The organism is Micromonospora sp. NPDC047548, assembly GCF_040642975.1.
Taxonomy (GTDB): domain Bacteria; phylum Actinomycetota; class Actinomycetes; order Mycobacteriales; family Micromonosporaceae; genus Micromonospora.
On record NZ_JBEYTI010000062.1, the window covers coordinates 1 to 20,488 of the forward strand.

The following is a 20,488-nucleotide window of genomic DNA, read 5'->3' on the forward strand; positions in this document are numbered from 1 at the left end:
TGCTCCGTGACAAGCAGCCCTACCAGCAACCCAGCACCAAAAACCCCGAAAACCTCGCCGTTACCGGTTGACAAAGACCATAGAGACACCCCCCGCCACTGGAGAAGGCGCTGCTGCTGACGACCGGCGCCGAGTCGAACGAGGCGGCCATCCGCATGGCCAAGCTCGTCACGGGCAAACACGAGATCGTCGCCTTCGCCAAGTCGTGGCACGGCATGACGCACGCCGCGGCCGCCGCAACATACAGCGCCGGCCACCGGGGCTACGGGCCTACGCCGCCGGGAAACTTCGCGATCCCCACGCCCAACCCGTACCGCCCCGACTTCACCACCTCCGACGGCGAATTGGACTGGCAGCGGCAGCTCGACTACGGCTTCGCCCTCGTCGATGCCCAGTCGTCGGGGAGTCTCGCGGCGTGCATCGTCGAGCCGATCCTCAGCTCTGGCGGCATCATCGAGCCACCGCCGGGCTACTTCGCCGCTCTGGCGCGCAAGTGCCGGGAGCGCGGCATGCTGCTGATCGTCGACGAGGCGCAGACCGGTCTGTGCCGCACCGGCACGTGGTACGCCTTTCAACGTGACGGCATCGTGCCCGACATCCTCACGCTGTCCAAGACGCTGGGCGCCGGCCTACCGCTCGCCGCGATGATCACGACCGAAGAGATCGAACAACGGGCACACGAGCTGGGTTACCTCTTCTACACCACACACGTGTCCGACCCCCTCGTCGCCGCCGTCGGCAACACCGTGCTCGACGTCCTCCAACAGGAGCAGATGGACGTACGGACGCGGGAGCTCGGCGAATTCCTGCGCGCCGGCCTGCTTGAGATCAGAAACCGGCACGACGTGGTGGGAGACGTGCGGGGGCGCGGCCTGATGCAGGGAATCGAACTCGTCCTCGACCGGGAGACGCGAGAAGGCTCGGACGCCCTTGGCGCCCACGTCACCCGCCGCTGCCTCGAACTCGGCCTCCACATGAACGTCGTGCAACTGCCAGGCATGGGAAGCGTCTTCCGGATCGCACCACCCCTCACCACGACGCGAGAGGAACTGGCCCTCGGTCTGGAAATCCTGGACGAGGCCATCGGCGAGGCGGCGCTGAGCTTCCCCCGGTAACGGGCAGGGCTTGGCCCGGCCGCTGATGCGGTGATCGCTTCTACGACCACAACGGCCGCGCAACGTCTACATCCACGAAGCCAAGCGGCCGTTGTCGTCCACGCACGGCGATGTGGTGTCACCGGCGACGCGGCGTGATCAGACCCGACTCGTACGCCCACACGACCAGCTGGGCACGGTCGCGGCAGTGCAGCTTCGTCATCGCACGATTGACGTGCGTCTTGGCGGTCAACGGACTGATCACCATGCGCTCGGCAATCTCGTAGTTGCTCAGCCCCCGGGCGACGAGCTCGACGATCTCCTGTTCGCGTGCGGTCAGCACGTCACGTCCGGCCGTCGTGTCGGCCGGCGGTCCAGCGACGAACTCGCTGATGAGCGTACGCGTGACCGCCGGGGCGAGCAGCGCATCGCCGCGAGCCACGACGGCGACGGCCTGCAGCAGGTCGGCGGGGTCGGAGTCCTTGAGGAGGAACCCGCTGGCGCCCGCACGGAGCGCGGCGAAGACGTACGAGTCGAGCCCGTAGTTGGTGAGGATGAGGACGCGGACCACGGCGAGGTCGGGGTCGGCGGCGATGTGTCGGGTGGCTTCGATGCCGTCGAGTCCCGGCATCTGCACGTCCATCAGCACGACGTCCGGCCGCAGGCGGCGCGACAGCTCGACGGCCGAAGCGCCGTCGGCGGCCTCGCCGACGACCTCCAGGTCCTCCTCGGCGTCGAGCAGGGCCCGGAATCCGGCCCGCATCAGAGCCTGGTCGTCGGCGAGCAGGACCCGGATCATGCCGGACCGTCCAGCGGGAACGTGGCCCGTACCGCGAACCCGCCGCCGTCGCGGGCGGCGGCGTGCAGCGCGCCGCCCAGTCCGGTGACCCGTTCCCGCATGCCGCGCAGGCCCACGCCTGGGGTCACCGGCCGGACCGGCGACGCCTGGCCGTCGTCGGTCACCGAGACGGCCAGCTGTGCCGGGTCGTACTCGATGTGGATCTGGGCGGTGGCGGGGCCGGCGTGGCGGGCCACGTTGGTCAGGGCCTCCTGGACGACGCGATACCCGGCCTGGTCGACCTCGGCGGGCAGGTCCCGGGGCTGGCCGGTGAGGGTCACGTGCACCGATACGCCGGTCGCGCGGGTCCGCTCGGCTAGCTCGTCCAGCCGGGCCAGCCCGACGCAGTCCCCGTCGGCGGGTGAGCGCAGGACGTCCAGCGTCGCCCGCAGTTCTCGCATGGCGGCGCTGCTGGCCTCCCGGATCGCCAGCAGCGCGGCCGACGGTTCCTCGCCGTGCTTGCGGGCCAGGTGCACGGCGATCCCGGCCTGCACCTTGATCACGGAGATGCTGTGGGTCAGCGAGTCGTGCAGGTCCCGGGCGATGCGCAGGCGCTCCTCCCCGGCGCGGCGCAACGCCATCTCCTCGCGGGTACGTTCGGCCTCGACCGCCCGCTGCTCGACCTGTTCCAGGTACGCCCGGCGTTGTCGTGAGACGAGCCCGGCGACGTTGGCCGCCATAAACCAGCCCAGCAGCAGGGCGGTCCGCTCGGCGATCTGCTGGCCGGGTCGGCCAGCGGGCGCGACCGAGATGTCGTGGGTGAGGAAGCCGCCGAGGAAGACGAGGCTGGCCAGGACGGGGGCGAATCGGTGCCCTCGCCAGGCGGCGATGTAGACCGTGCCGAGGACGGGGAACGCTGCGGACACCCCGGGGTGTACCCGGATGTGGAGGGCCAGCATGGCGGCGGTCACCAGGCTCAGCGCCACCACCGGGTACCGCCGGCACACCGCCAGGGCCGCCGCCATGGCCAGGACCAGGGCGACGTCGATCGCCCGCACCGGTGTGGCGTCCGGCGCGAGTGCGGCGTTGCCGAGCAGCAGGACGCCAAGTGCGAGGCCGCTGAGGGCGTACGGCAGATCGAGGCGCATGACCGCACTGTAGAACGGCCGTCGCCAGGTGGCATCCCGCGTTTGCGGTAGATGAGGCGTACTACGGACGCGGTATCGGCGGCCGGGCAAGTGTCTGCGGCGGCACGACGCTTTCGCGGCCCGCCGAGGCAAACATCGAGACCATGACATACCGCTTCTTCACCCCCGGTCCGGCTGAGTCGGCAACCGGTCTCACCGCAGAGGTCTACCGGCAGCTGCGGGACGAGTTCCTCGGGCCGGTGCCCACCTTCCAGGCACTCTCGGCCGTGCCGGAGGTGCTGGCCGCGGCCTGGGCGCTGATGCGCGAGGCCCTGCTCGCCGGCGACGCGTCCCGGGTCGACCGCGAGCTCGTCGCGTCGGCGGTGTCCCGGGCCAACCGCTGCCGATTCTGCGTCGACGCCCACGTGATGCTGCTGCACGCACTCGGCGAGCACGAGCTGGCCGAGGTCATCGCCCGGGGCGAGACGCCACCGGAGCCGAGGCACGCCAAGCTCGCCGCCTGGGCCGAGGCCAGCCGCACCCCCGTAGCCGCCGACTGGAGCAGCCCGTACCGCCCTGAGGTCACCGGCACCCTGCTCGCCTTCCACTTCATCAACCGGATCGTCTCGGCGCTGCTCGACCCGGATCTGCTGCCCGGCGGTCTGCAGCGCTCTGCGGTGGTGCGGTCGGTCGGGGGCCGGCTCTACGCCAGGACGGCCCGGGAGCCGAAGGATCCCGGCCGGGCCCTGTCGCTCCTCGACGCCGGCAGGACGGCGCCACCGCCCTGGGCTGGGGACAGCCCGGTCGGCGTCGCGTACGCGTCGCTGAGGAAGGTCGCCACGCAAGGCGGCAAGCTCCTGGGCGACGCGGCGCGCCAGACCGTCACGGCCACCGTGCGCTGGGAGGACGGACGGCACCCGGCCGGGCCCGCGGAGTGGGCCGCCGATCTGATCCGGGACCTGCCCGGCACGGACCGCGTCGGGACGCGGATCGCGCTGCTGGCGGCGTTCGCGCCCAGCGCGATCCGCACTGGCGACGTCACCCTGTGGCGGGTGTCTCATCCGGACGACGCCGACCTCGTGCGGCTGGTCGCGTACGGGGCAATCGCGGCCACCGATCACGTCGCCCAGGCCCTGTCCCCGGCTCATCTCTAGGAGATCACCATGCGCAAAGCCCTCGTCATCGTCACCACTGTGCTTCTCGTCGCGTTCGTCCTGCAGTTCGCCTTCGCCGCCGTGGGCGCATTCACCAAACCCGCGAGTGAGGGCGCATATGCCCTGCACAGCGTCACCGGGATGGCGGTCATCCCCGTTCTCATCCTGCTCACCGCCCTGTTCGCCGTGTTGGCCAAGGCGCCGGGCCGGCTCATCGGACTGGCGATCCTGCCGCTCGGTCTCGTCGTCCTGCAGGCGCTCATCGCCATGCTCGCGAACGCGTCCACCGACGCCGCCGGCGCCAGTACCCCCGTCGGCCTGACCATCGCCGGGCTGCACGCGCTCAACGGAATCATCGCGGTGCACGTCGTGGTCAGCGTCCATCAGGCAGCGCGGAAGCTGGCCCGCCCGGCGCCGGCCGGCGCCACCCAGGTGACCGTCCGGGAAGGGGAGCCGGCATGACCGTCGGCTCGCTGCTCGCGGCCGACCTCGTGATCGCGGTCCTCGCGGCCGCCGGGTGGCTGGGCGGCGGCGCCGCCTCGGCCGCCCGGCGCCGGAGGCTCGCGCTGGGACTGGCCGCCTTCGCGCTGCTCGCCACGTTCGCCCGCGCGATCACGATCACCACGCTCGCCCGGGCCGGCTGGTGGTTCGCGGCGGAGAAGATCCTCATCGCCGCCCCACTGTCGCTCGCGGCGGTGGTCGTCGCCGGGCCGCGGCTGCTGCGGGCCCCGGTCGACATCCGGTCCGTCGCGGTCCCGCTTCTCTTCGCCGGGTACGCCGAGAGCAGTGCCCTGCTCGTGACGATCCTGCACGGCTATCCGGCGTCGGCGGGGGCGGGACTGCTCGCGGTCGCCGGGGTCGTCGCGGCGACCGCGGTCTCGTGGCGGGCCCTCGGCGCGCGCCCGTCCCGGATGGTGTCCCGGGGGGCCGTCGTGGTGGCGGTCGCGGCGCTGGTGACCGGAACCGGGCTGGCCGCCGTCCCGGGCGCTGCTCCCGCCGTACCACATGATCACCGACATGGGGATGCGCGGACCGTGGGCGAACCCACCAGGCGGTTCACCCTGACGGCCGGGACCGCCACGGTGAGCGTGAGCGGCCGTGACGTCGCGGCGTGGGCGTTCAACGGGCAGGTTCCCGGGCCGGAGCTGACCGCCACCGTCGGCGACGTCCTGGAGGTGACGCTACGCAACCGGGACATCGCGCGGGGCGTCACGCTGCACTGGCACGGGTACGACGTGCCGAACAGCCAGGACGGGGTGCCCGGCGTGACGCAGGCAGCCGTGCTGCCCGGACAGGAGTTCGTCTATCGGTTCCGCGCCGATCAGGCCGGCACGTACTGGTACCACACGCATTCGGTATCTGACCTCGGCGTGCGGATGGGGCTCTACGGTGTCCTGGTGGTGCGCCCGGCACCGGTGACCGGCGTCGACGTCACGGTGCCGGTGCACACGCTGGCCGGCCTTCCGCTGCCCGCACCGAAAACGGAGCCCGTCGAGGCCGGGGCGCCCGTGCGGCTACGGCTGATCAACACCGACAGCACGACCCACCGGTACGCCCTGGCCGGGACCCCGTTCCGGGTTGCCGCGATCGACGGCTCCGACCTGCAGGGCCCGACGCCGCTTGTGGACACCGCCGTGCTGATCCCGGCCGGGGGGCGCTACGACCTGGTGTTCACCGCACCCGTCACGCCGGTGGCGCTGTTCGTCGACGCACGGGTGGTCTATTCGACCGGACCGATGTCAGCGGCGACCGGCGCGTGGCCGGTGTTGGATCCGCTCACCTACGGCGTCGCCTCTCCGGTGCCGTGGTCCCGGTTCGACCGGGCGTTCACCCTCGTTCTCGACCGCGGCCTCGACCTGCACGGACTGCTTCCGCGGTACGCCCACACCGTCAACGGCGCGGCCGACCCGGACATCCCGCCTCAGGTCGTACGCCACGGCGACATCGTCAAGTTCACGATCGCGAACCGATCGCTCGTGGTGCACCCGTGGCATCTGCACGGCCATCACGTCTTGGTGCTGTCCCGCAACGGAAGGCCGGCGACCGGGAGCCCATTGTGGTTGGACTCCTTCGACGTACGCCCCGGCGACGTCTGGGAGGTGGCGTTCCCAGCTGACAACCCCGGAATGTGGGCCAACCACTGCCACAACCTGGCACACGCCGATGCCGGGATGACGCTGCACCTGATGTACGCGTGAGCGTCCGTCATGAACACGGGTGACCCTGGCTCGCTCGTCGACGCGGGACGACGCAGAAAGCCGCATGGAGCGTGATCGGATTTCTGACCGGAGATCCGCCGACTCATGGTGAGGGGGCGCGTTTGGCTGGAACTGGGCTCCGGCCCGTGCCGCTACGGCTCGCCATCGATTCGTCGGTCCCGGTCAGCGCTTGTCCAAAGCTGCTCAGCGGAGATCTGGTGCGCGACTGTCAACGCGCGTCGTGCGCCACTCGCGACACGTCCGGCCCGGCTAATCACCTTGTTGTCCTGCTGGCCCGTGTCTACTGTGCGGTGATGATCCCGCGACCGCTGACGGTGACCTTCGATGCGCACGACCCGGCCCGCCTGGCGCAGTTCTGGGCCGGCATGCTCGGCCGGGAGTTCGTCGAGGACGCCGGTGGTGCACTCCTGCCCGGCGAAGACGGCCAGCTCAGCCTCCGGTTCGTCCCGAGCCGCGCGGAGAAGGTGGGGCCAAACCGCCGCATGCACCTTCACCTGACCAGCGCCAGCCACGCCGACCAGCAGCACACGGTGGCGACGGCGCTGGGGCTCGGCGCCGACCACCTCGACGTCGGGCAGCGCCCCGAGGAGGGGCACGTCGTCCTGGCCGACCCCGAGGGCAACGAGTTCTGCGTCATCGAGCCGGGCAACAACTTCCTCGCCGGGTGCGGCCTGCTCGGGGAACTCGCCTGCGACGGCACCCGGGAGGTCGGCCTCTTCTGGAGCGAGGCGCTGGGCTGGCCGCTGGTGTGGGACCAGGACCAGGAGACCGCGATCCAGTCCCCGCACGGCGGCACGAAGGTCGCGTGGGGAGGCCCGCCCGTGGCCCCGAAAGAGGCGAGGAACCGGCAGCGCTTCGACCTCGCCCCGGCCGGCGGCGACCAGCAGGCGGAGGTCGACCGGCTGGTCTCCCTCGGGGCCACCCGGCTCGAAGTCGGTGCGGACGGCGCCGTCGTGCTGGCCGATCCCGACGGCAACGAGTTCTGCGTGAAAGGACACTGACCACAGCGCGGCCTGTGGGGTTCCACAATTTCGTCGTCCCCGTTGACCTGGGCGGACGTGGTGCCTGCGGCGTGCCGGGGCATGATCGGCCTTCGTGTCGTCACGCCTGACCTACCTGTGCTCTGCCGTGCGGGAGTACCGGATCTTGGCAGCGGTCGCTCGAGCCCGTGTCCTCGCGCGGCTGGCGATGGCCGCGAGCCGCCGGACGCGGTCCTGCGCACCGAGGTCATCACTACCGTCGTCGGGGGCGAAGTCCCGCTGGCAACGGGCCCCGGGGCCGTGGTTTCGTCCAGCTAGGATGCCGATCATGACCCCGAACTGGCGCCGCCCGGCTCTGCTGCAGCCGTTCCGGGCCTGGGGACCGCTACTGGTGCTGCTCGTACTGGTGGTCCTGGCCGTGGCGATCGTGGCCGCCGGTCTGCGCCCGGCCCCCACCTCACCGGCCCGGCCGGTGCTGGTCTCGACCGGCGACTGGGCGCCGTTCGTCGGCCCGGAACTGCCCGACGGCGGGCCGGTCACGAAGTTGGTCGTCGAGGTGCTGAACCGGGCCGGCTACTCCCCCGAGGTCAGATACACGTCGTGGTCTCTGGCCGAGGACCAGGTCCGGTCCGGCACCACTGTCGGGGCGTTCCCGCTGGTGGGCAGCGCGTCGCGGCGGAAGGACCTGCTCCTCTCCGACCCGCTCATCGACTTCGAATATGTGCTCTTCTACGACCGACGCAAGGGCGAGCCGCGGGTCACCACCACCGCCGCGGACCTGCGCGCCCTTCGCGTCGGCGGCATCAGCGGGTACGACTACTGGAACGACCTGGAGTCCGCGGCCCCCCGGATGGTGGAGTTCGGCTCGACCCTGGAAGGCTTCCAGGCCCTGGCGGACGGCCGGATTGACGTACTCGCCGAAGGGTTGCTCCCCGGCCAGGCGGCGCTGGCCGACCCGTCCTTCGCCGGGGACGCCCGCGACTTCGGCTACCTGCAAGGCGACAATCCGCTGGTGCACTCGATGCAGGGCGTGTACTTCATGATGGCCAAAACCCCTGAGGCCGTGCCCGTGCTGGAGAAGTTCAACCGGGTGCTGGCGGAGCTCCGCCGGAGCACAGAATACGAGCAGTTCGTCGAGGGCCTCCAGCCGTCCGCTTTCCGGGACGTCACCCTGGCCCCGGTGGGTGAGACGGGGCTGGTGGAGCTGCTCGACGACAAGGGCAACCTGGTGCTGGTCGCGCCGCAGGGCACGCGGGCCCAGGTGCTCACCTGGCCCGAGCAGTTCGTCCGCTCCGCCGGCACACCCCGCGGGCGGATTCTCGTTCGGGTAAAGATCACCAACGGCCCGGCGCGAGGGCGCGTTCTGCACGTCGATGCCCGCGCCCTGCTGCTCGAAACAAAGGCGTCATGACCCAGCTGCGGATCCTCGCTCCGGTTGTGGTGGACTACTACGCCGTGCCCGGCGCCTCGCTGCGCGAGCCCCTCGGGTACGCGCGGTTCTGGGCCGCGCAGCAGCCGGCAGTCGACGAGCTGATGAGCGTTCTCTCCCCCGCTTCCACGGACGAGCCCGGGCCACCGCCCCCGGCCGTCGTGTTGGAGCACACCCGGGCCACGAGCTCGCTGAACCTCTACCGCACCATCGACCACCACGCAGTCGAGCGCACCTTGCACATCCTCACCGGCACGCTGCGCCCGGAGCACCTGCCGGACGAGTTCACCGGCGCCACCGACACCCTGCACCGCGGGGTCACCGAGATCAGCTTCCGCCTGTTCGACCACGGCCTGATGCTGCTGGAGATACTGACGGACGTGGGGCCGCTCGCCGAGCACACCGACGGACTCGAAGCGCACCTCGACGGCATCCAGGCCCGGGCGGTGACAATGGGTGAGCAGGTGGCGCGCGAGGCCGTCCGCCGGTATGTGGACCCGGTGCTGGACCTGTTGCGCCGGGCCGACCGGGAGGAACGGTTGGTCGTCGCGGCGACCCCGGCCGGCGACCCGGTAACGGTGGAGTTCGGCGAGGCGCTCTGGGTCACCCGCAGTCTCGTGGTCGACCCGTCCGAGCCGGGCGCCGAGCGGGCGGTGCGGCACTGGGTCAAGGACGTGGTAGCGCCCGGGGATGACGGCGATCCGGCGGACCGACTGCTGAACTCCGACCTCCATCACCTCGTCCGCTGGCTGAACTACGTCTTCGTCGACCGGACCGACGCGGGCGGCCGGATGCTGCCCGGTGACCCGTTCCGCGACCAGTGGGACGCGCTGCGGTACGCGCAGGTCTTCTACGGGGTGCTGGACCGGATCGACAGCCGGCTGTCGAAGATCCTCGCGGACTCGGCGGCGGCGGGCTCGCGGTGGGAACTCGAACGGCTCAAGGGGCATCTGATGAGCCTGAGCCAACGGGCCGAGCTGATCATCATGGAGCGTTGGGAGCTGTCGAAGTACCTCAAGCGCGCCGTACGTGCGGAGATGGACGCGATCCTGGAATTCTGGGACTACGAGAACCTGCTCGAACAGCCGGTGCGGTTCAAGATCGGGATCTGCGAGCGCCAACTGGCGGAGCTCGCCGCCCGGCGTACGGCCCGTTCGTCGATGTTCACCGACCTCATCCTGTTGGGCATCGCGGTGACCTCGATCCTCGGCACGGCGTTGACGGTGACCGAGTTCGGTCGGTCGATCGCCAACGACCCTGAAATGGCAGCCTACGACCTGGGCAGGTCCTCCATCGTGGAATGGATCGCCGCGCAACCGGCCGACGCGATCGTCGTCTCCTCCGGGGTGGTGTCCGTGCTGCTGGTGATCCTCTACCTGTTCTTCCGGCGCGACAAAAGCGCATGAGAACAGCTCTGCGAAGTCGCCCGATCCGCATCTTCGCGATCACCCAGTTCCTGCTCGAGGTGCAGTTCTGGTTCCCGGTCTGGCTGATCTACCTGCTGGATCTGGGCTTTCCGCTGACGACGGCGGTGCTGGCCGACGGCGTGTTCCGGATCATCGTGGTGGTGTGCGAACTTCCCGTCGGGGTGGCCGCCGACCTGATCGGGCGACGCCGCACCTACCTGACCCTGGCCGCCGGCACGGTGCTGACCTTCGCCGCGATCACCCAGATCCACTCCGTGGAGATGCTGTTCGGGGCGTGGGTGCTCTGGGGCGTGCTCTGGGCGCTGACCTCCGGCGCGGCCAGCACCTACCTGTACGAACTGTGCGACCAGGACGAATTGGAAATCAGCCCGGCCAAGGCCTTCGGGCTGGTGCGGGCGGTGGGCAACGCATCCGTACTGCTCTCGCTCCTCGCGGCCGGTCACCTGTACGAGGTGGACCCCCGGTTGCCATTCGCCGTCACCGCCGCACTGGCTACGGTGGCGTTCCTGCTCGCGCTCACGCTGCCGGAGATCCGCGGGCCCCGGGTGGTCTCCTCGTTGTCATCGGTGGTGGCGGACATCCGTCGCGCGGCAACCGATGCCCGGATACGCCGGGCCGCGTGGCTGGGCGTCCTCCTGCTGCTGTTCGGATGGAGTGCCCGCATCCTGTTCCAGCCGCTGGCGCTCGAACTGGACCTGCACGCGGAACTGACCGGATCGATGTACGCGGCGTTCGCCGCGGCCTCCGTGCTCGGTGGGTTGACGGCCGGGTACGCGGGGCGGTCGCACCGCCGGCCCGCCCTGGCCGCGGCGTTCCTGCTCGTCCTCGCCGCCCTGGTGGCCACAGGTCAGGTGCCGTGGCTGGGCCCGTTTCTGTTCCTGCCGTTGATGGGGTTCGGCTACGCACTGGGCACGACCGTTTTGGAGGTACTGACCAACGAGGTCACCCCGCCGGCAGTGCGGGCCCTGACGTTCGGCGTGATCAGTTGCCTGGGCGGGCTGGGCATCGCCGTGGCCCGCCCCGCGCTCGGGATCCTGGCGGCGGACCACTCCACGTCGTTCGCGTTCCTGACGTGGGCCGGCGTCGGGGTGCTGTTGGTGGGCCTGGCGGTGCCGGGAATCCGCCGGCTGCACCCGGCGGCGGACATGCCCCTCGGTGGCCCGCCCGGCGGAGCCGGGCGTACCCAGCAGCGATTCCTCGGCCGCCCCGACCCACCACATCGGTCTTCGCCTCGCCGGCGAACCCAGCAGCCATCCTCTTGACCATCCGGCCTGAACCACCCCGAGACATACCCGGTCCGGTGACCAGCGCCTCACCTACACCGGCCAGTTCTCACTTCACGGCCACGTGCATCCATCGTCCGCAGCGTGGCTGCCGGCCCGGCTGCGGGCGTTGTGGCAGGCACGCTTTCCCGAACTGACCACGCCGCCCCAGGCGCTGGCCGGGTAGAAGTGCGGCCTCGGAGTCGGCCCGGGCACGACGCGCGGCGGCTGAGGCGGTGGTGGCCGACTGGGCTGCCGCGTTGGCGCTGGCCTGCGCGGAGTTGGCCGCGTTGCGGGCCGTGACGGCGGCCTGCGCCGCCTGGTCGGCCGATGCCTTGGCCTCCAGCGCGGACTGGTGCGCCTGATTGGCGTACGTCTGTGCCTGCTGGGCGGAGGCCGCCGCCTGCTGTGTGTAGGTGTTGGCCTCAGCCGCCTTACTGGCCGCCAGAGCGGCCAAGGCGCGAGCAGGATGGCGCAACACATCGCGAGCTTCAGGGCAAGGTTGTCGGCACCCGGCGCGGGTTTCATGGTCCATCGACCACCGAGAGTCCCGGCACGTCCGTGCAAGTTCCCAGACGTCCGAGCAGCCACCGCGCAGCCACGGATCGTCGCTCACGCCGCCGTGGCCGGCCGGCGGGAATCTGGGAGCGGCCGGCGTTGTGGGCGCAGTCGCCATCATGCTTGGTGATGGCCATATCTGCACATGGCTACGTCTGGCGCAGTCGGTGGGCGTCATCGACGCTCACCGACGGTTCCTCGTCAGCGTCGCAGGTCCCGGTGCGCTGGCGCTGCCGTGGGCACTCGTCTGCCTGCAGGGTCGGCCAGGTCAGCCGCAGGCCGTGGCTGGCTAGAAGCCACTCAGCCAGCAGCAGCGCCACCATCGCCCCGGCGACCAGGCTGAGGGCCGCCAGCGGCGAGAGCATCGCCACCAGAGGCACGGCCACCAGCAGGATCACGGCCGTCCACAATCTTGACCACCGCCAGCCGCCGATGACTCTGCGGGCGAACAGGGCGGTGCTGGCGAGGTACCCGGCCACGCCACCGGCGAGCGTTCCAGAGCCCAGCAGGCCAAAGGTGCCCTCCTGCCCGATGTGAACCATGGCGGACTCAACCCCGACCGCGGCGAGGACGATACCGGCGATGATGGGGAAGTGCAGGTAGGTGTACCCGTCGCGGGCGGTCGTCGCGCGTCGCCGGTCCCGCTGGCGGGCGAGCGTAAGCCCGGCAGTGCGCGCGAGGCGGGCGAAGTACGCCCACCACATGGCAACGGCGATCAGGATCGCAAGGATCACCCCAGCGAGGATCGGCAGGCTGATCGGTCCGATGCTGGCGCCGAATCCGATTGCGGTGATTGATTCGCCCAGAGCGAGCATGACGACGAGCCCGTGGCGCTCGGCGAAGTGCGCGGCCGAGTTGACGCGTCCCTGCAGGCGCCGGGTCGTGACATAGGCGACGGCCGGTTCGATGGCGGCCGCTGCGAACACACACCACACCTGCCGCGGCGAGCCGAGCAGCGCACCGGTCATGAGCAGGATGCTGGACGGCAGCATGGATACCAGCACCGTCAGCACGACTTCACGCCGGGCCCGTTCCTCGCCGACGGCCGCCAGTAAGTACACAGCGCCATGGGTGCACCGGGCGACCAGGTAGGCGCACACGAACACCATCGGCCCGAACAGTCCTCCGTCGCGGTCGTGATAGGCCTCTGGCACGGTCAATCCGACAGCGAAGACGGCCATCGTTGCGACGATCATCGCGATGCGGACCAGGCCTCTGTCCGCGTGGGCCTGATTGGCCAGCCAGCTGTACGCCGTCCAGGACCACCACAGCAGCCCGAGGACGGCCAGCCCTTGCAGGATGCCGATAGCGTCGTGTTGCTCGATCATGAGCATGCTCACCTGGACGAAAGCGAAGACGTATGCGAGGTCGAAGAACAGCTCCAGCGTCGTGACCCGGTCGCCTTCGGCGCTCATGACGACATGTCTTCCGCGGTGCCGGGCCTTAACACCTTTGGAAGTGGAAGCACGGCTACGCATGGTGTCCCCCATTGTTTGGTCGGGCGAGAGCGACGGGGCCACGCGAGGTTGACGCGCGGCCCCGTCTCCGGTTAGCGGTTCGGTGGTCGGGTAATCTGCAGCGTCCGTGTCGGCCGATGCCACGACAGGTGCTGAGCCAGCCCGGCCGTCACCCGGCGCGCTGGCATGTGCGGCCTGCGGCAGAAGTAGACGAACGCGGGTGGCATGTTCGCCCAGACCGTCCGGCCGCGTACCACTTCCTCGAACCGTTCACCGAGGCTGCGCCGGAGCCGCCGGGCCGGCGGCATCCAGCGCGTGTAGGCGTACGCGAAGGTGGTGAAGACGCCGTGCGGGGCGAGGACTGCGGTGACCGCGGTGAGTAGGTCGTCCTGCCGCCCCGGTGTGAAGGCCGCCCACGGGAGCCCGCTGACGATGACGTCGGCGTGGTCGAGCCCGCGTACCGCCAGTATCTCGCGCAGGTTGCGGGCGTCGGCGATGGCGAGGTCGACGCCCGGAAAGCGCGCAGCGAGCAGATCAGCGAACCGTTCGTTGATCTCAACGGCCAGGTGGTGGCCTCGGCCGGCCAGCCGCCGCTGGATGGCCTGCGTGAACGCTCCGGTGCCGGGTCCAAGCTCCACCACGATGGGGTCGCCGGTGAGCGGCACCGGTGCGACGACCGCGTCGGCGAGTGCCTGGCTGCTCGGCGCGACCGACGCGACCGTGAGCGGATCGCGGAGGAACTCACGTAGGAACTGGCTGCGGTAGTCGACGGTCATTGCCTGCCTCCGCGTTCGGCGGACGCGCCGTCCAAGGCGCGGGCCAACCATTCCGTACGGGCCCGCCGGGCGATAGCACCGATGCGCGTCTGTGGGAAGAGCGCGTCAAACCCGTGGACGCCACCCGCCCAGACGTGCAGTTCGGCCTGGCCGCCGGCAGCCCAGATCCGGCTGGCGTAGGCGACGGCTTCGTCGCGGAAGACCTCGGCGGTTCCGGCGTCGATGTAGGTGGTCGGCAGGTGGGACAGATCCTCGGCGAGCGCCGGCGAGATGTACGCGGAAACGCCAGCGGGCCGGTCGCCGAGGACCGATCGCCACGCGAACTCGTTTGTCTGCCCCGTCCAGACACCGGATACGCCGGTAAACTGGCGGCTGGAGGCCGTGCTGTTGCGATGGTCGAGCATCGGGCAGATCAAGATCTGCGCGGCGATCGGGGCGGTGCCCTGGTCGCGGGCCAGCAGCGTCACTCCGGCCGCCAGACCGCCGCCCGCACTGGCGCCGGCGACGATGATGCGGCTCGGATCGACGCCGAGCGCGTCGGCGTGCTCGGCCGTCCACAACAGGCCTCGGTAGCAGTCCTCGACCAGTGTCGGGCCGTGAGCCTCGGGGGCCAGCCGGTACTCGACGCTGACGACCACGGCACCGAACCGGTCGAGCCATTCCAGCGGGATGTCGATGTTGGCGAACCGGTCACCCATGATCATGCCACCGCCGTGAATCCAGTAGATGCACGGCGCGAGTGCGGTGCGATCACCGGCCGGGCGGAAGACCGACAGCGCGATCTCCGCGCCGTCGTCAGCGCGGGCGACGAACTCAGTGCGGCCGATGGGACGGCCGTCCAGCAGTGGCTCGACCGGAGCCGAGGAGTATGGGCGTACCTGCGCGAGGGCGTCGGCGTTCAGGATGGATGTCAGCGGCATCTCGGCGAGCAGCGCCGCCAGTTCGGGATCGACGCCGGGACGCGATGTAGTGGTGATCACGATGGTTCGTCCTCTCGGAAGGCGGCCTTGCCACCGACGGGGATCTCGTCGGTGTAGGCCGACTCGGCGGCCAGCAGCGCCTGGAGCCGGGCGACCAGGGTCTGCGCGGGCTCACTGGTGAAGAAGCCGCGGTGGGCCTCGGGGCTGGTCCAGCCCTCTGTGACGAAGATCGTGTCCGGGTCGACCGCGGACCGGCCGACCAGGAACACGACGCAGTCATCGTTGGCGAGCGACGGCGCGTGGAGCAGGAGGTCGATGACCTCGTCCCCCTTGCCGGGCCTGGCGGTCATCGTGGCGTGGAAGCCGTGTCCGATGGTCATGAAGTGTGCCCCTTGGTGGGTCGTGCTCGTTCAGGACGAGAACCAATCTCGTCGCAGCGACAGGCGCGGCACATCTGTCATACGACCTCAGGGTCATCGCCTGGCTGTGGCCGGTTACCTAGCCGCCGATGACGTAATGGCAACCGCAGCCTTCTGGACGACAGCCGCGCGGAGACCGGCGACGCGGCCGCCGGACCACGCTTCAGCGGCGACCGTTAGGTCATTTGACAGATGTGTCCGGCGGGCAGCTGACCGACCATGGGTGTATGCCAGGACAACCGGGATTGCGCAGGCGCGAGGTACACGACCGTGCAGTGTGCGACCCGGACGACGGGCCGGTCACGCCGTCGAACCGGGCCGACCTGAGCGCGGTGGCGCGTCTGCTCAACGTCTTGCTGCCGAGCATGATCGTGTCGTCGCTGCAGTACGAACACCACGCCCTGTTGGTGCGGGGCGTGTCGGCGCAGCCGGTCGCCAACTATCTGCTCACCTGCGCCGACGATGACCGAGCCGAGGCCCGTGCGCTGGCAGCCCGCATCCGGGACCTCGGGTTCGCCGCCGACTACGATCCACGGCACCTTGCTGGACGGTCACGGATCAGCTTTCAGAGCTTCGCCGCCGGCGACCTCATCGGGATCGTGACGCAGAATCTCGTGGCGGCTCGGATCCTCGTCCAGACCCTGCAGGAGGCCGTGCGCTGGGTGGGCGACGCCGACCCGACTACCCGCCGCCTGCTGGAACGGCTGCTCGAAGCGAAGGAGGCGCAGGCTCACGTGCTCGCTGCCGAGTCTGCTCCGGACCGTCCGGACCAGCGGATCACTGAGGATCAGGAGGTGACGAGAGGGCATCCCTGAGACCGGCCCGGGACGTCACACCGAGTTTGGGAAAGATCCGATACAGGTGCGCGCCGACGGTGCGGTGCGAAAGGAACAAACGGAGGGCGATCTCCTTGTTGGTCAGGCCGCTGGCGGCCAGCTGAGCGATCTGCGCCTCCTGCGCGGTCAACGCGGCCACACCGGGGGCGGGAGCGTCGGCCAGCCGGTGCTTCGCAGCGCGCAACTCGCCGTGCACGCGGTCAAGCCACAGCCCGGCTGCCATCGCGGCGAACCCGTCACGCGCGGCGAGCAAGTGGACGCGGGCCTGCGTGACACGTCCGGCTCGCCGGAGCTTTTCGCCATACGCCAGCCGTACGCGGGACGCGTCGAACAGCCACCGGTCGACAGCGGTGTCGCCGAGCAACTGCTCAAGCCTCTCCGCGGGCTCAAGACCGTCGGCAACCAGGGCCTCGGCACCCGCTTGGATGAGCGCCATCCGGCTGGATAGCCGCGACACTCCGGCCATGCGCATCGCCTCGACGTGTGCCCGCGCTTCCACCGTCCGCCCAGTCCGCACAGCCGCCTCGACCAGGTCGAAAGCAACCCAGGTGCAGTGGGGCACGTACGGGGCGAACGTCCCCGGCGGGCTCATCGCAGCGGCGTGAACATACGCGGCGTCGAAGTCCCCGGCCGCGGCGGCGGCAAGGGTACGCGGATGGTGGGCGAACAGGACTCCAGCCGATACCCCACGAGGATGCGCCCAGTTGGTGATCTCGTCGGCCAGCTTGTACGCCTCGTCGGCGTGGCCCCGCCCGGCGGCCACGATCGCCCTGTTATACCAGAAATACCATGAAAAAAATGGAAAGCCGCCAGTGTCGCAGATCCGCTGGCCCTCCCATGCCAGCTCTTGCGCTTCGTCCCATCGGCCGATGAGAAAGTCGTCCAGGCACAGGTGCATCAGCGCACCGATATGCCTGCGAGCCGCCGCTCCATCGCGTCCTTGATGCACAAGCCGCCACGACCCTTCGCGGACGTCACCGAGCCGGTCCAGATACACCGATGCGGTGCCGATCCGCATGACACGCGTGGCGTCGGTCTCCTCGGCGAGGGCGCCCAGTATCGTTTCCGCGTCGGCGAGGGCGGACACGCCAGTGCGTACGGGGTCGGGAAAGGTCCTGCTCGCCAGGGCGAGGATCTGCGGCGGTTCTGGCCGCAGCCGCCGCAGCGCGCGGAAGAACGGCTCCCAATACTGCGGTGCGCTGCCGTACCAGCTCAACAGCAGCAGGGTGTGCATTGCCTCGATCAACGCCGGATCGTCGGCGCGGTACCCGTGATCGCCGGTCTCGATGGCGCCGACGAGCAGGCGATGCGCGGTGTTCACATCACCCTCGCCGTTGAGCATCAGGAACGCGGCGGCGTTGGCCGCGTGCAGCGACCCAGTCGAGTCCGGCACCGCGCGGCGGGCATCGGCCAGCAGTGTGCGTGCGTCCGCGGTCGTTCCGCCCGCCTCCGCGCCGATGTAGGCGGCCTCGGCAAGCCGCCGGCCCCGGTCGGCGCTGGTCACGCTCAGTTCAGCAGCGCGTACCAGGGTTGCGATCGCTGCGACCACGTCGCCGCGCAGCATGACACGGTGCGCGGCGGTTTCGAGCAGTTGCGCAACGCCCTCATCCGGGGCCACCGCGGCTGCGGCCAGATGCCACGCCCGGCGCTCCTCGTCGTCGACCAACACCTGGGCCAGGGCGACGTGCGCGGTACGCCGCTCTTCGTGCGTCGACATCGCCACGATCGCCGATCGGATGAGCGGATGCCGGAATGCGATCCGGGCGGTCGCGTCGTCGACATACACCAGCTGCGTCCGCTCAGCGGGAGCCAGGTCGGCCAACCCGCCACGGTCGGCACAGGCAGCATGCAGCACCCGCACGTCACCAGTGCCCTCATAGACGGCCAGTAGTAGCAGCCGGCGGGTCGGCTCCGGCAGTTCCGCGATGCGCGCCGCGAACAACGCCTGCAGCCGGTCGTTGAGCGGAACAACCTCGGGCTGAGCCGCCACCCGCTGGACGGCACCCGACAAGGTAGACGGCAACTCCATCAATGCCAGCGGATTGCCTTGGGCGAGATCAAGCAGCCGCCGCCGGATACGCGACGGCAGTTGGGGAAAGGTTGCAGCCACCAATTGCTCCGCGGCGGCCTCGTCCAACGGCGCCACCACGACCTCGGCCAGCCAATGCCGGTCGAGGTAACTGGCCGCACCTGTTCGCGTCGACACCAGCAGACCGGCTCGGCAGCCCGTCAGGCGACGAGCCACGAAGCCGAGAACGACAGCGCTGGCACGATCGATCCAATGAACGTCGTCGACCAGAAGCACTACCGGCGCCTCGGCGGCAAGACTTTGCACGAGCAGAAGGGTGGCGTTGCAGACCAACAGGACGTCCGGTGCCGCACCGACCCCGAATCCCAACGCCACCTCCAGCGCCTCCCGCGGGCCGGTGGGAAGCCGCGAAATGCCGCCTTGAACGGAAAGCAGCAACTGGTTGAGGGCCGAGTAGCTGACATCGGCCTCGAACTCAGACCCCGAAGCCCGCAGCACCTGCACGCCCTCCGCGATGGCACGTTCCGCCGCAGCGGCCATCAGCGAGGACTTGCCCACACCGGGCTCACCCGTCAGCAGCCGTGCGGCGCCTCCGCGCCCCGCCTGGCCCAGAAACGTCGAAAGCTGCTCTAGTTCAGTATCTCGACCGTAAAACCCGATATCACCCACACGCACCTCACGTTGCCCGCTCCATAGACAAACACGATCAAGCATGTGAGTGGAAGCAACAATCCTCTTGCGTTCTTGCCTAATCCGCTCGCGCCCCCGGACGGGGGGAGGCGATGCCACACTGAACCGCCGCCAGGCCGGGTTCGGGGCGGTTCATCAGGAAAGCGACGCCGGCACAGGCTGTTGCAGGCGCGCCGCGTCGACTCTCGGCGGCACACCGAACTGGCGACGATACTCGCGGCTGAACTGCGACGGGCTGTCGTAACCCACAAGGCGGCTGGTTCCGGCGATGTCCGTGGCGTCGCAGGCAAGCAGAAGCCGTGCCTGATGAAGCCGGATCTGCTTCTGATATTGGATCGGGCTCAGCGACGTGAGCGCCTGGAAGTTGCGGTGGAAAGCCGAGACGCTCATTCCCGCCCGCCGTGCCGCCATCTCTACCCGGAACGACTCGCGGTAGTTATCGCGTATCCAGCGGACAGCGCGAGTGATGTGGCTCAAAGTGCTGTCAGGTTGCCCGAGCTGCCGGATGATCAGGCCCTGTTCGCTGGTAATCAGCCGCCAGAGAATCTCGCGCTTGATCATCGGCGCTAGCACGGGGATGTCGCGTGGGGTGTCAAGCAGCCGCAACAGCCGCAACACCGCGTCGAGCATGTCGGCGGAGGCCGTGCTGATGGCCAGCCCGGAAGGCGCGCTCTCGTCGCAGTCGCGCAAGATTTCGGCCGGTGCTTGCAGCAGCAGATCAGCGATGACAGTGGGATCGAGCGTCAACCCCACGCCGAGCCCTGGCTTGTCCGCGCTCGCGGCGCTGAAGTGCGCCGTGACCGGCAGATCCACCGACACGACGAGGTACTGCCCTGCCCGGTACTCGTAAATCTGGTCGCCGAGTCCGAAGCGCTTCGTCCCTTGAGCGACGAATGCAAAGGTCTTCCCATATGTGGTTGGCTTAGGGGGAAACGGCTTGTCGGCTTTGAAAATCAGCACCTCATCGATGGCCGTCCGAAGATCGGGCCTGACGTGCCGGGCGATCAGGTCGCGTACCTCGTCAAGGGACATGAGCCGATTGTCCCACCGACCGCAGACTTGCAGTCGCGGCGCGGCCGGCAGCACACCGACCCGGCCCGCTCGACGCCGCCGACGATCTTCTCGGTCAATCGGAGGTAGGCCGCTGGAACCCGCTGCAACCGCAGGTGATCACCCGCGACGTGGCGCATCCGCCGCTGATCAGCGAACACGACTTCGTCGCGCCACATATAGCCAAAGGGTGCGGCTCGCTTGGAGGGACGGTCTGATGTGGCCTGACGTGCGTTGTTTCCGTTGCGGCGCAGGTTGAAGGGCTCCTTCTCGCTATGTTCTT

General features: G+C 69.7%; 19 protein-coding genes. 9 read left to right on the plus strand and 10 right to left on the minus strand.

What is annotated here, in order from left to right; genetic code table 11:
• The first annotated feature begins 110 nt into the window (after positions 1-110).
• On the plus strand, positions 111-1,115 hold the full coding sequence (locus tag ABZ807_RS30605) for an aminotransferase class III-fold pyridoxal phosphate-dependent enzyme (protein WP_357165750.1): 1,005 nt from the start codon (positions 111-113) through the stop codon (positions 1,113-1,115).
• A gap of 118 nt (positions 1,116-1,233) precedes the next feature.
• Here the strand turns inward: ABZ807_RS30605 and ABZ807_RS30610 are convergent, their stop codons facing one another.
• Both ABZ807_RS30610 and ABZ807_RS30615 read right to left on the minus strand, forming a co-directional pair.
• Positions 1,234-1,893 carry a response regulator transcription factor gene (locus ABZ807_RS30610; RefSeq protein ID WP_357165695.1) on the minus strand — a complete coding sequence of 220 codons (660 nt, stop codon included), beginning with the start codon at positions 1,891-1,893 and terminating at the stop codon, positions 1,234-1,236.
• A complete protein-coding gene (locus tag ABZ807_RS30615; protein WP_357165699.1) occupies positions 1,890-3,020 on the minus strand; it encodes a sensor histidine kinase in 1,131 nt (376 codons plus the stop codon). The genes ABZ807_RS30610 and ABZ807_RS30615 overlap by 4 nt, the downstream gene beginning before the upstream one ends.
• Before the next feature lie 143 nt (positions 3,021-3,163).
• Here ABZ807_RS30615 and ABZ807_RS30620 point away from each other — a divergent pair, with 143 nt between their 5' ends.
• The 7 genes from ABZ807_RS30620 (at position 3,164) to ABZ807_RS30650 (ending at position 11,470) form a co-directional block, all read left to right on the plus strand.
• Complete coding sequence (locus ABZ807_RS30620; protein WP_357165702.1) at positions 3,164-4,153, plus strand: carboxymuconolactone decarboxylase family protein; 990 nt, start codon at positions 3,164-3,166, stop codon at positions 4,151-4,153.
• Positions 4,154-4,162: 9 nt separating this feature from the next.
• The gene (locus ABZ807_RS30625; protein ID WP_357165705.1) at positions 4,163-4,615 is read left to right on the plus strand and encodes a DUF6220 domain-containing protein; all 453 of its coding nucleotides are present in this window, start codon (positions 4,163-4,165) and stop codon (positions 4,613-4,615) included.
• Positions 4,612-6,351, plus strand: coding sequence for a multicopper oxidase family protein (locus ABZ807_RS30630; RefSeq protein ID WP_357165708.1), 1,740 nt, complete (start codon positions 4,612-4,614; stop codon positions 6,349-6,351). Before ABZ807_RS30625 ends, ABZ807_RS30630 begins: the two co-directional genes overlap by 4 nt.
• 314 nt (positions 6,352-6,665) lie before the next feature.
• On the plus strand, positions 6,666-7,373 hold the full coding sequence (locus ABZ807_RS30635) for a VOC family protein (RefSeq protein WP_357165711.1): 708 nt from the start codon (positions 6,666-6,668) through the stop codon (positions 7,371-7,373).
• Between the two features lie 307 nt (positions 7,374-7,680).
• Positions 7,681-8,763 (plus strand): transporter substrate-binding domain-containing protein, encoded by a 1,083-nt coding sequence (locus ABZ807_RS30640; RefSeq protein WP_357165714.1) that lies wholly within the window; start codon positions 7,681-7,683, stop codon positions 8,761-8,763.
• Positions 8,760-10,187: a hypothetical protein gene (locus tag ABZ807_RS30645; RefSeq protein WP_357165717.1), complete on the plus strand. Its 1,428-nt coding sequence runs from the start codon at positions 8,760-8,762 to the stop codon at positions 10,185-10,187. The genes ABZ807_RS30640 and ABZ807_RS30645 overlap by 4 nt, the downstream gene beginning before the upstream one ends.
• Positions 10,184-11,470: an MFS transporter gene (locus tag ABZ807_RS30650; protein ID WP_357165720.1), complete on the plus strand. Its 1,287-nt coding sequence runs from the start codon at positions 10,184-10,186 to the stop codon at positions 11,468-11,470. Before ABZ807_RS30645 ends, ABZ807_RS30650 begins: the two co-directional genes overlap by 4 nt.
• 70 nt (positions 11,471-11,540) lie before the next feature.
• On the opposite strand, the gene ABZ807_RS30655 is transcribed toward ABZ807_RS30650, so the two are convergent.
• The 5 genes from ABZ807_RS30655 to ABZ807_RS30675 all read right to left on the minus strand — a co-directional run bounded on the left by ABZ807_RS30655 (position 11,541) and on the right by ABZ807_RS30675 (position 15,561).
• Entirely contained in the window at positions 11,541-11,927 is a 387-nt protein-coding gene (locus tag ABZ807_RS30655) for a hypothetical protein (RefSeq protein ID WP_357165723.1), read from the minus strand.
• A 250-nt stretch (positions 11,928-12,177) separates the two neighbouring features.
• Positions 12,178-13,443 (minus strand): low temperature requirement protein A, encoded by a 1,266-nt coding sequence (locus ABZ807_RS30660; RefSeq protein ID WP_357165726.1) that lies wholly within the window; start codon positions 13,441-13,443, stop codon positions 12,178-12,180.
• Between the two features lie 134 nt (positions 13,444-13,577).
• Positions 13,578-14,261 (minus strand): methyltransferase domain-containing protein, encoded by a 684-nt coding sequence (locus tag ABZ807_RS30665; RefSeq protein WP_357165729.1) that lies wholly within the window; start codon positions 14,259-14,261, stop codon positions 13,578-13,580.
• Positions 14,258-15,241 (minus strand): alpha/beta hydrolase, encoded by a 984-nt coding sequence (locus ABZ807_RS30670; protein ID WP_357165732.1) that lies wholly within the window; start codon positions 15,239-15,241, stop codon positions 14,258-14,260. The genes ABZ807_RS30665 and ABZ807_RS30670 overlap by 4 nt, the downstream gene beginning before the upstream one ends.
• On the minus strand, positions 15,238-15,561 hold the full coding sequence (locus tag ABZ807_RS30675) for an antibiotic biosynthesis monooxygenase (RefSeq protein ID WP_357165735.1): 324 nt from the start codon (positions 15,559-15,561) through the stop codon (positions 15,238-15,240). The genes ABZ807_RS30670 and ABZ807_RS30675 overlap by 4 nt, the downstream gene beginning before the upstream one ends.
• A 371-nt stretch (positions 15,562-15,932) precedes the next feature.
• Here ABZ807_RS30675 and ABZ807_RS30680 point away from each other — a divergent pair, with 371 nt between their 5' ends.
• Positions 15,933-16,415, plus strand: coding sequence for a ferritin-like domain-containing protein (locus tag ABZ807_RS30680; protein WP_357165738.1), 483 nt, complete (start codon positions 15,933-15,935; stop codon positions 16,413-16,415).
• Here the strand turns inward: ABZ807_RS30680 and ABZ807_RS30685 are convergent.
• The 3 genes from ABZ807_RS30685 to ABZ807_RS30695 form a co-directional block, all read right to left on the minus strand.
• Entirely contained in the window at positions 16,378-19,179 is a 2,802-nt protein-coding gene (locus tag ABZ807_RS30685; protein WP_357165741.1) for an AAA family ATPase, read from the minus strand. The genes ABZ807_RS30680 and ABZ807_RS30685 overlap by 38 nt on opposite strands.
• Positions 19,180-19,290: 111 nt before the next feature.
• Positions 19,291-20,187, minus strand: a complete 897-nt coding sequence (locus ABZ807_RS30690; RefSeq protein ID WP_357165744.1) for an AraC family transcriptional regulator — start codon at positions 20,185-20,187, stop codon at positions 19,291-19,293.
• The coding region (locus tag ABZ807_RS30695) for a hypothetical protein (RefSeq protein ID WP_357165747.1) at positions 20,160-20,488 on the minus strand (329 nt) is incomplete at its 5' end. The genes ABZ807_RS30690 and ABZ807_RS30695, both read right to left, overlap by 28 nt.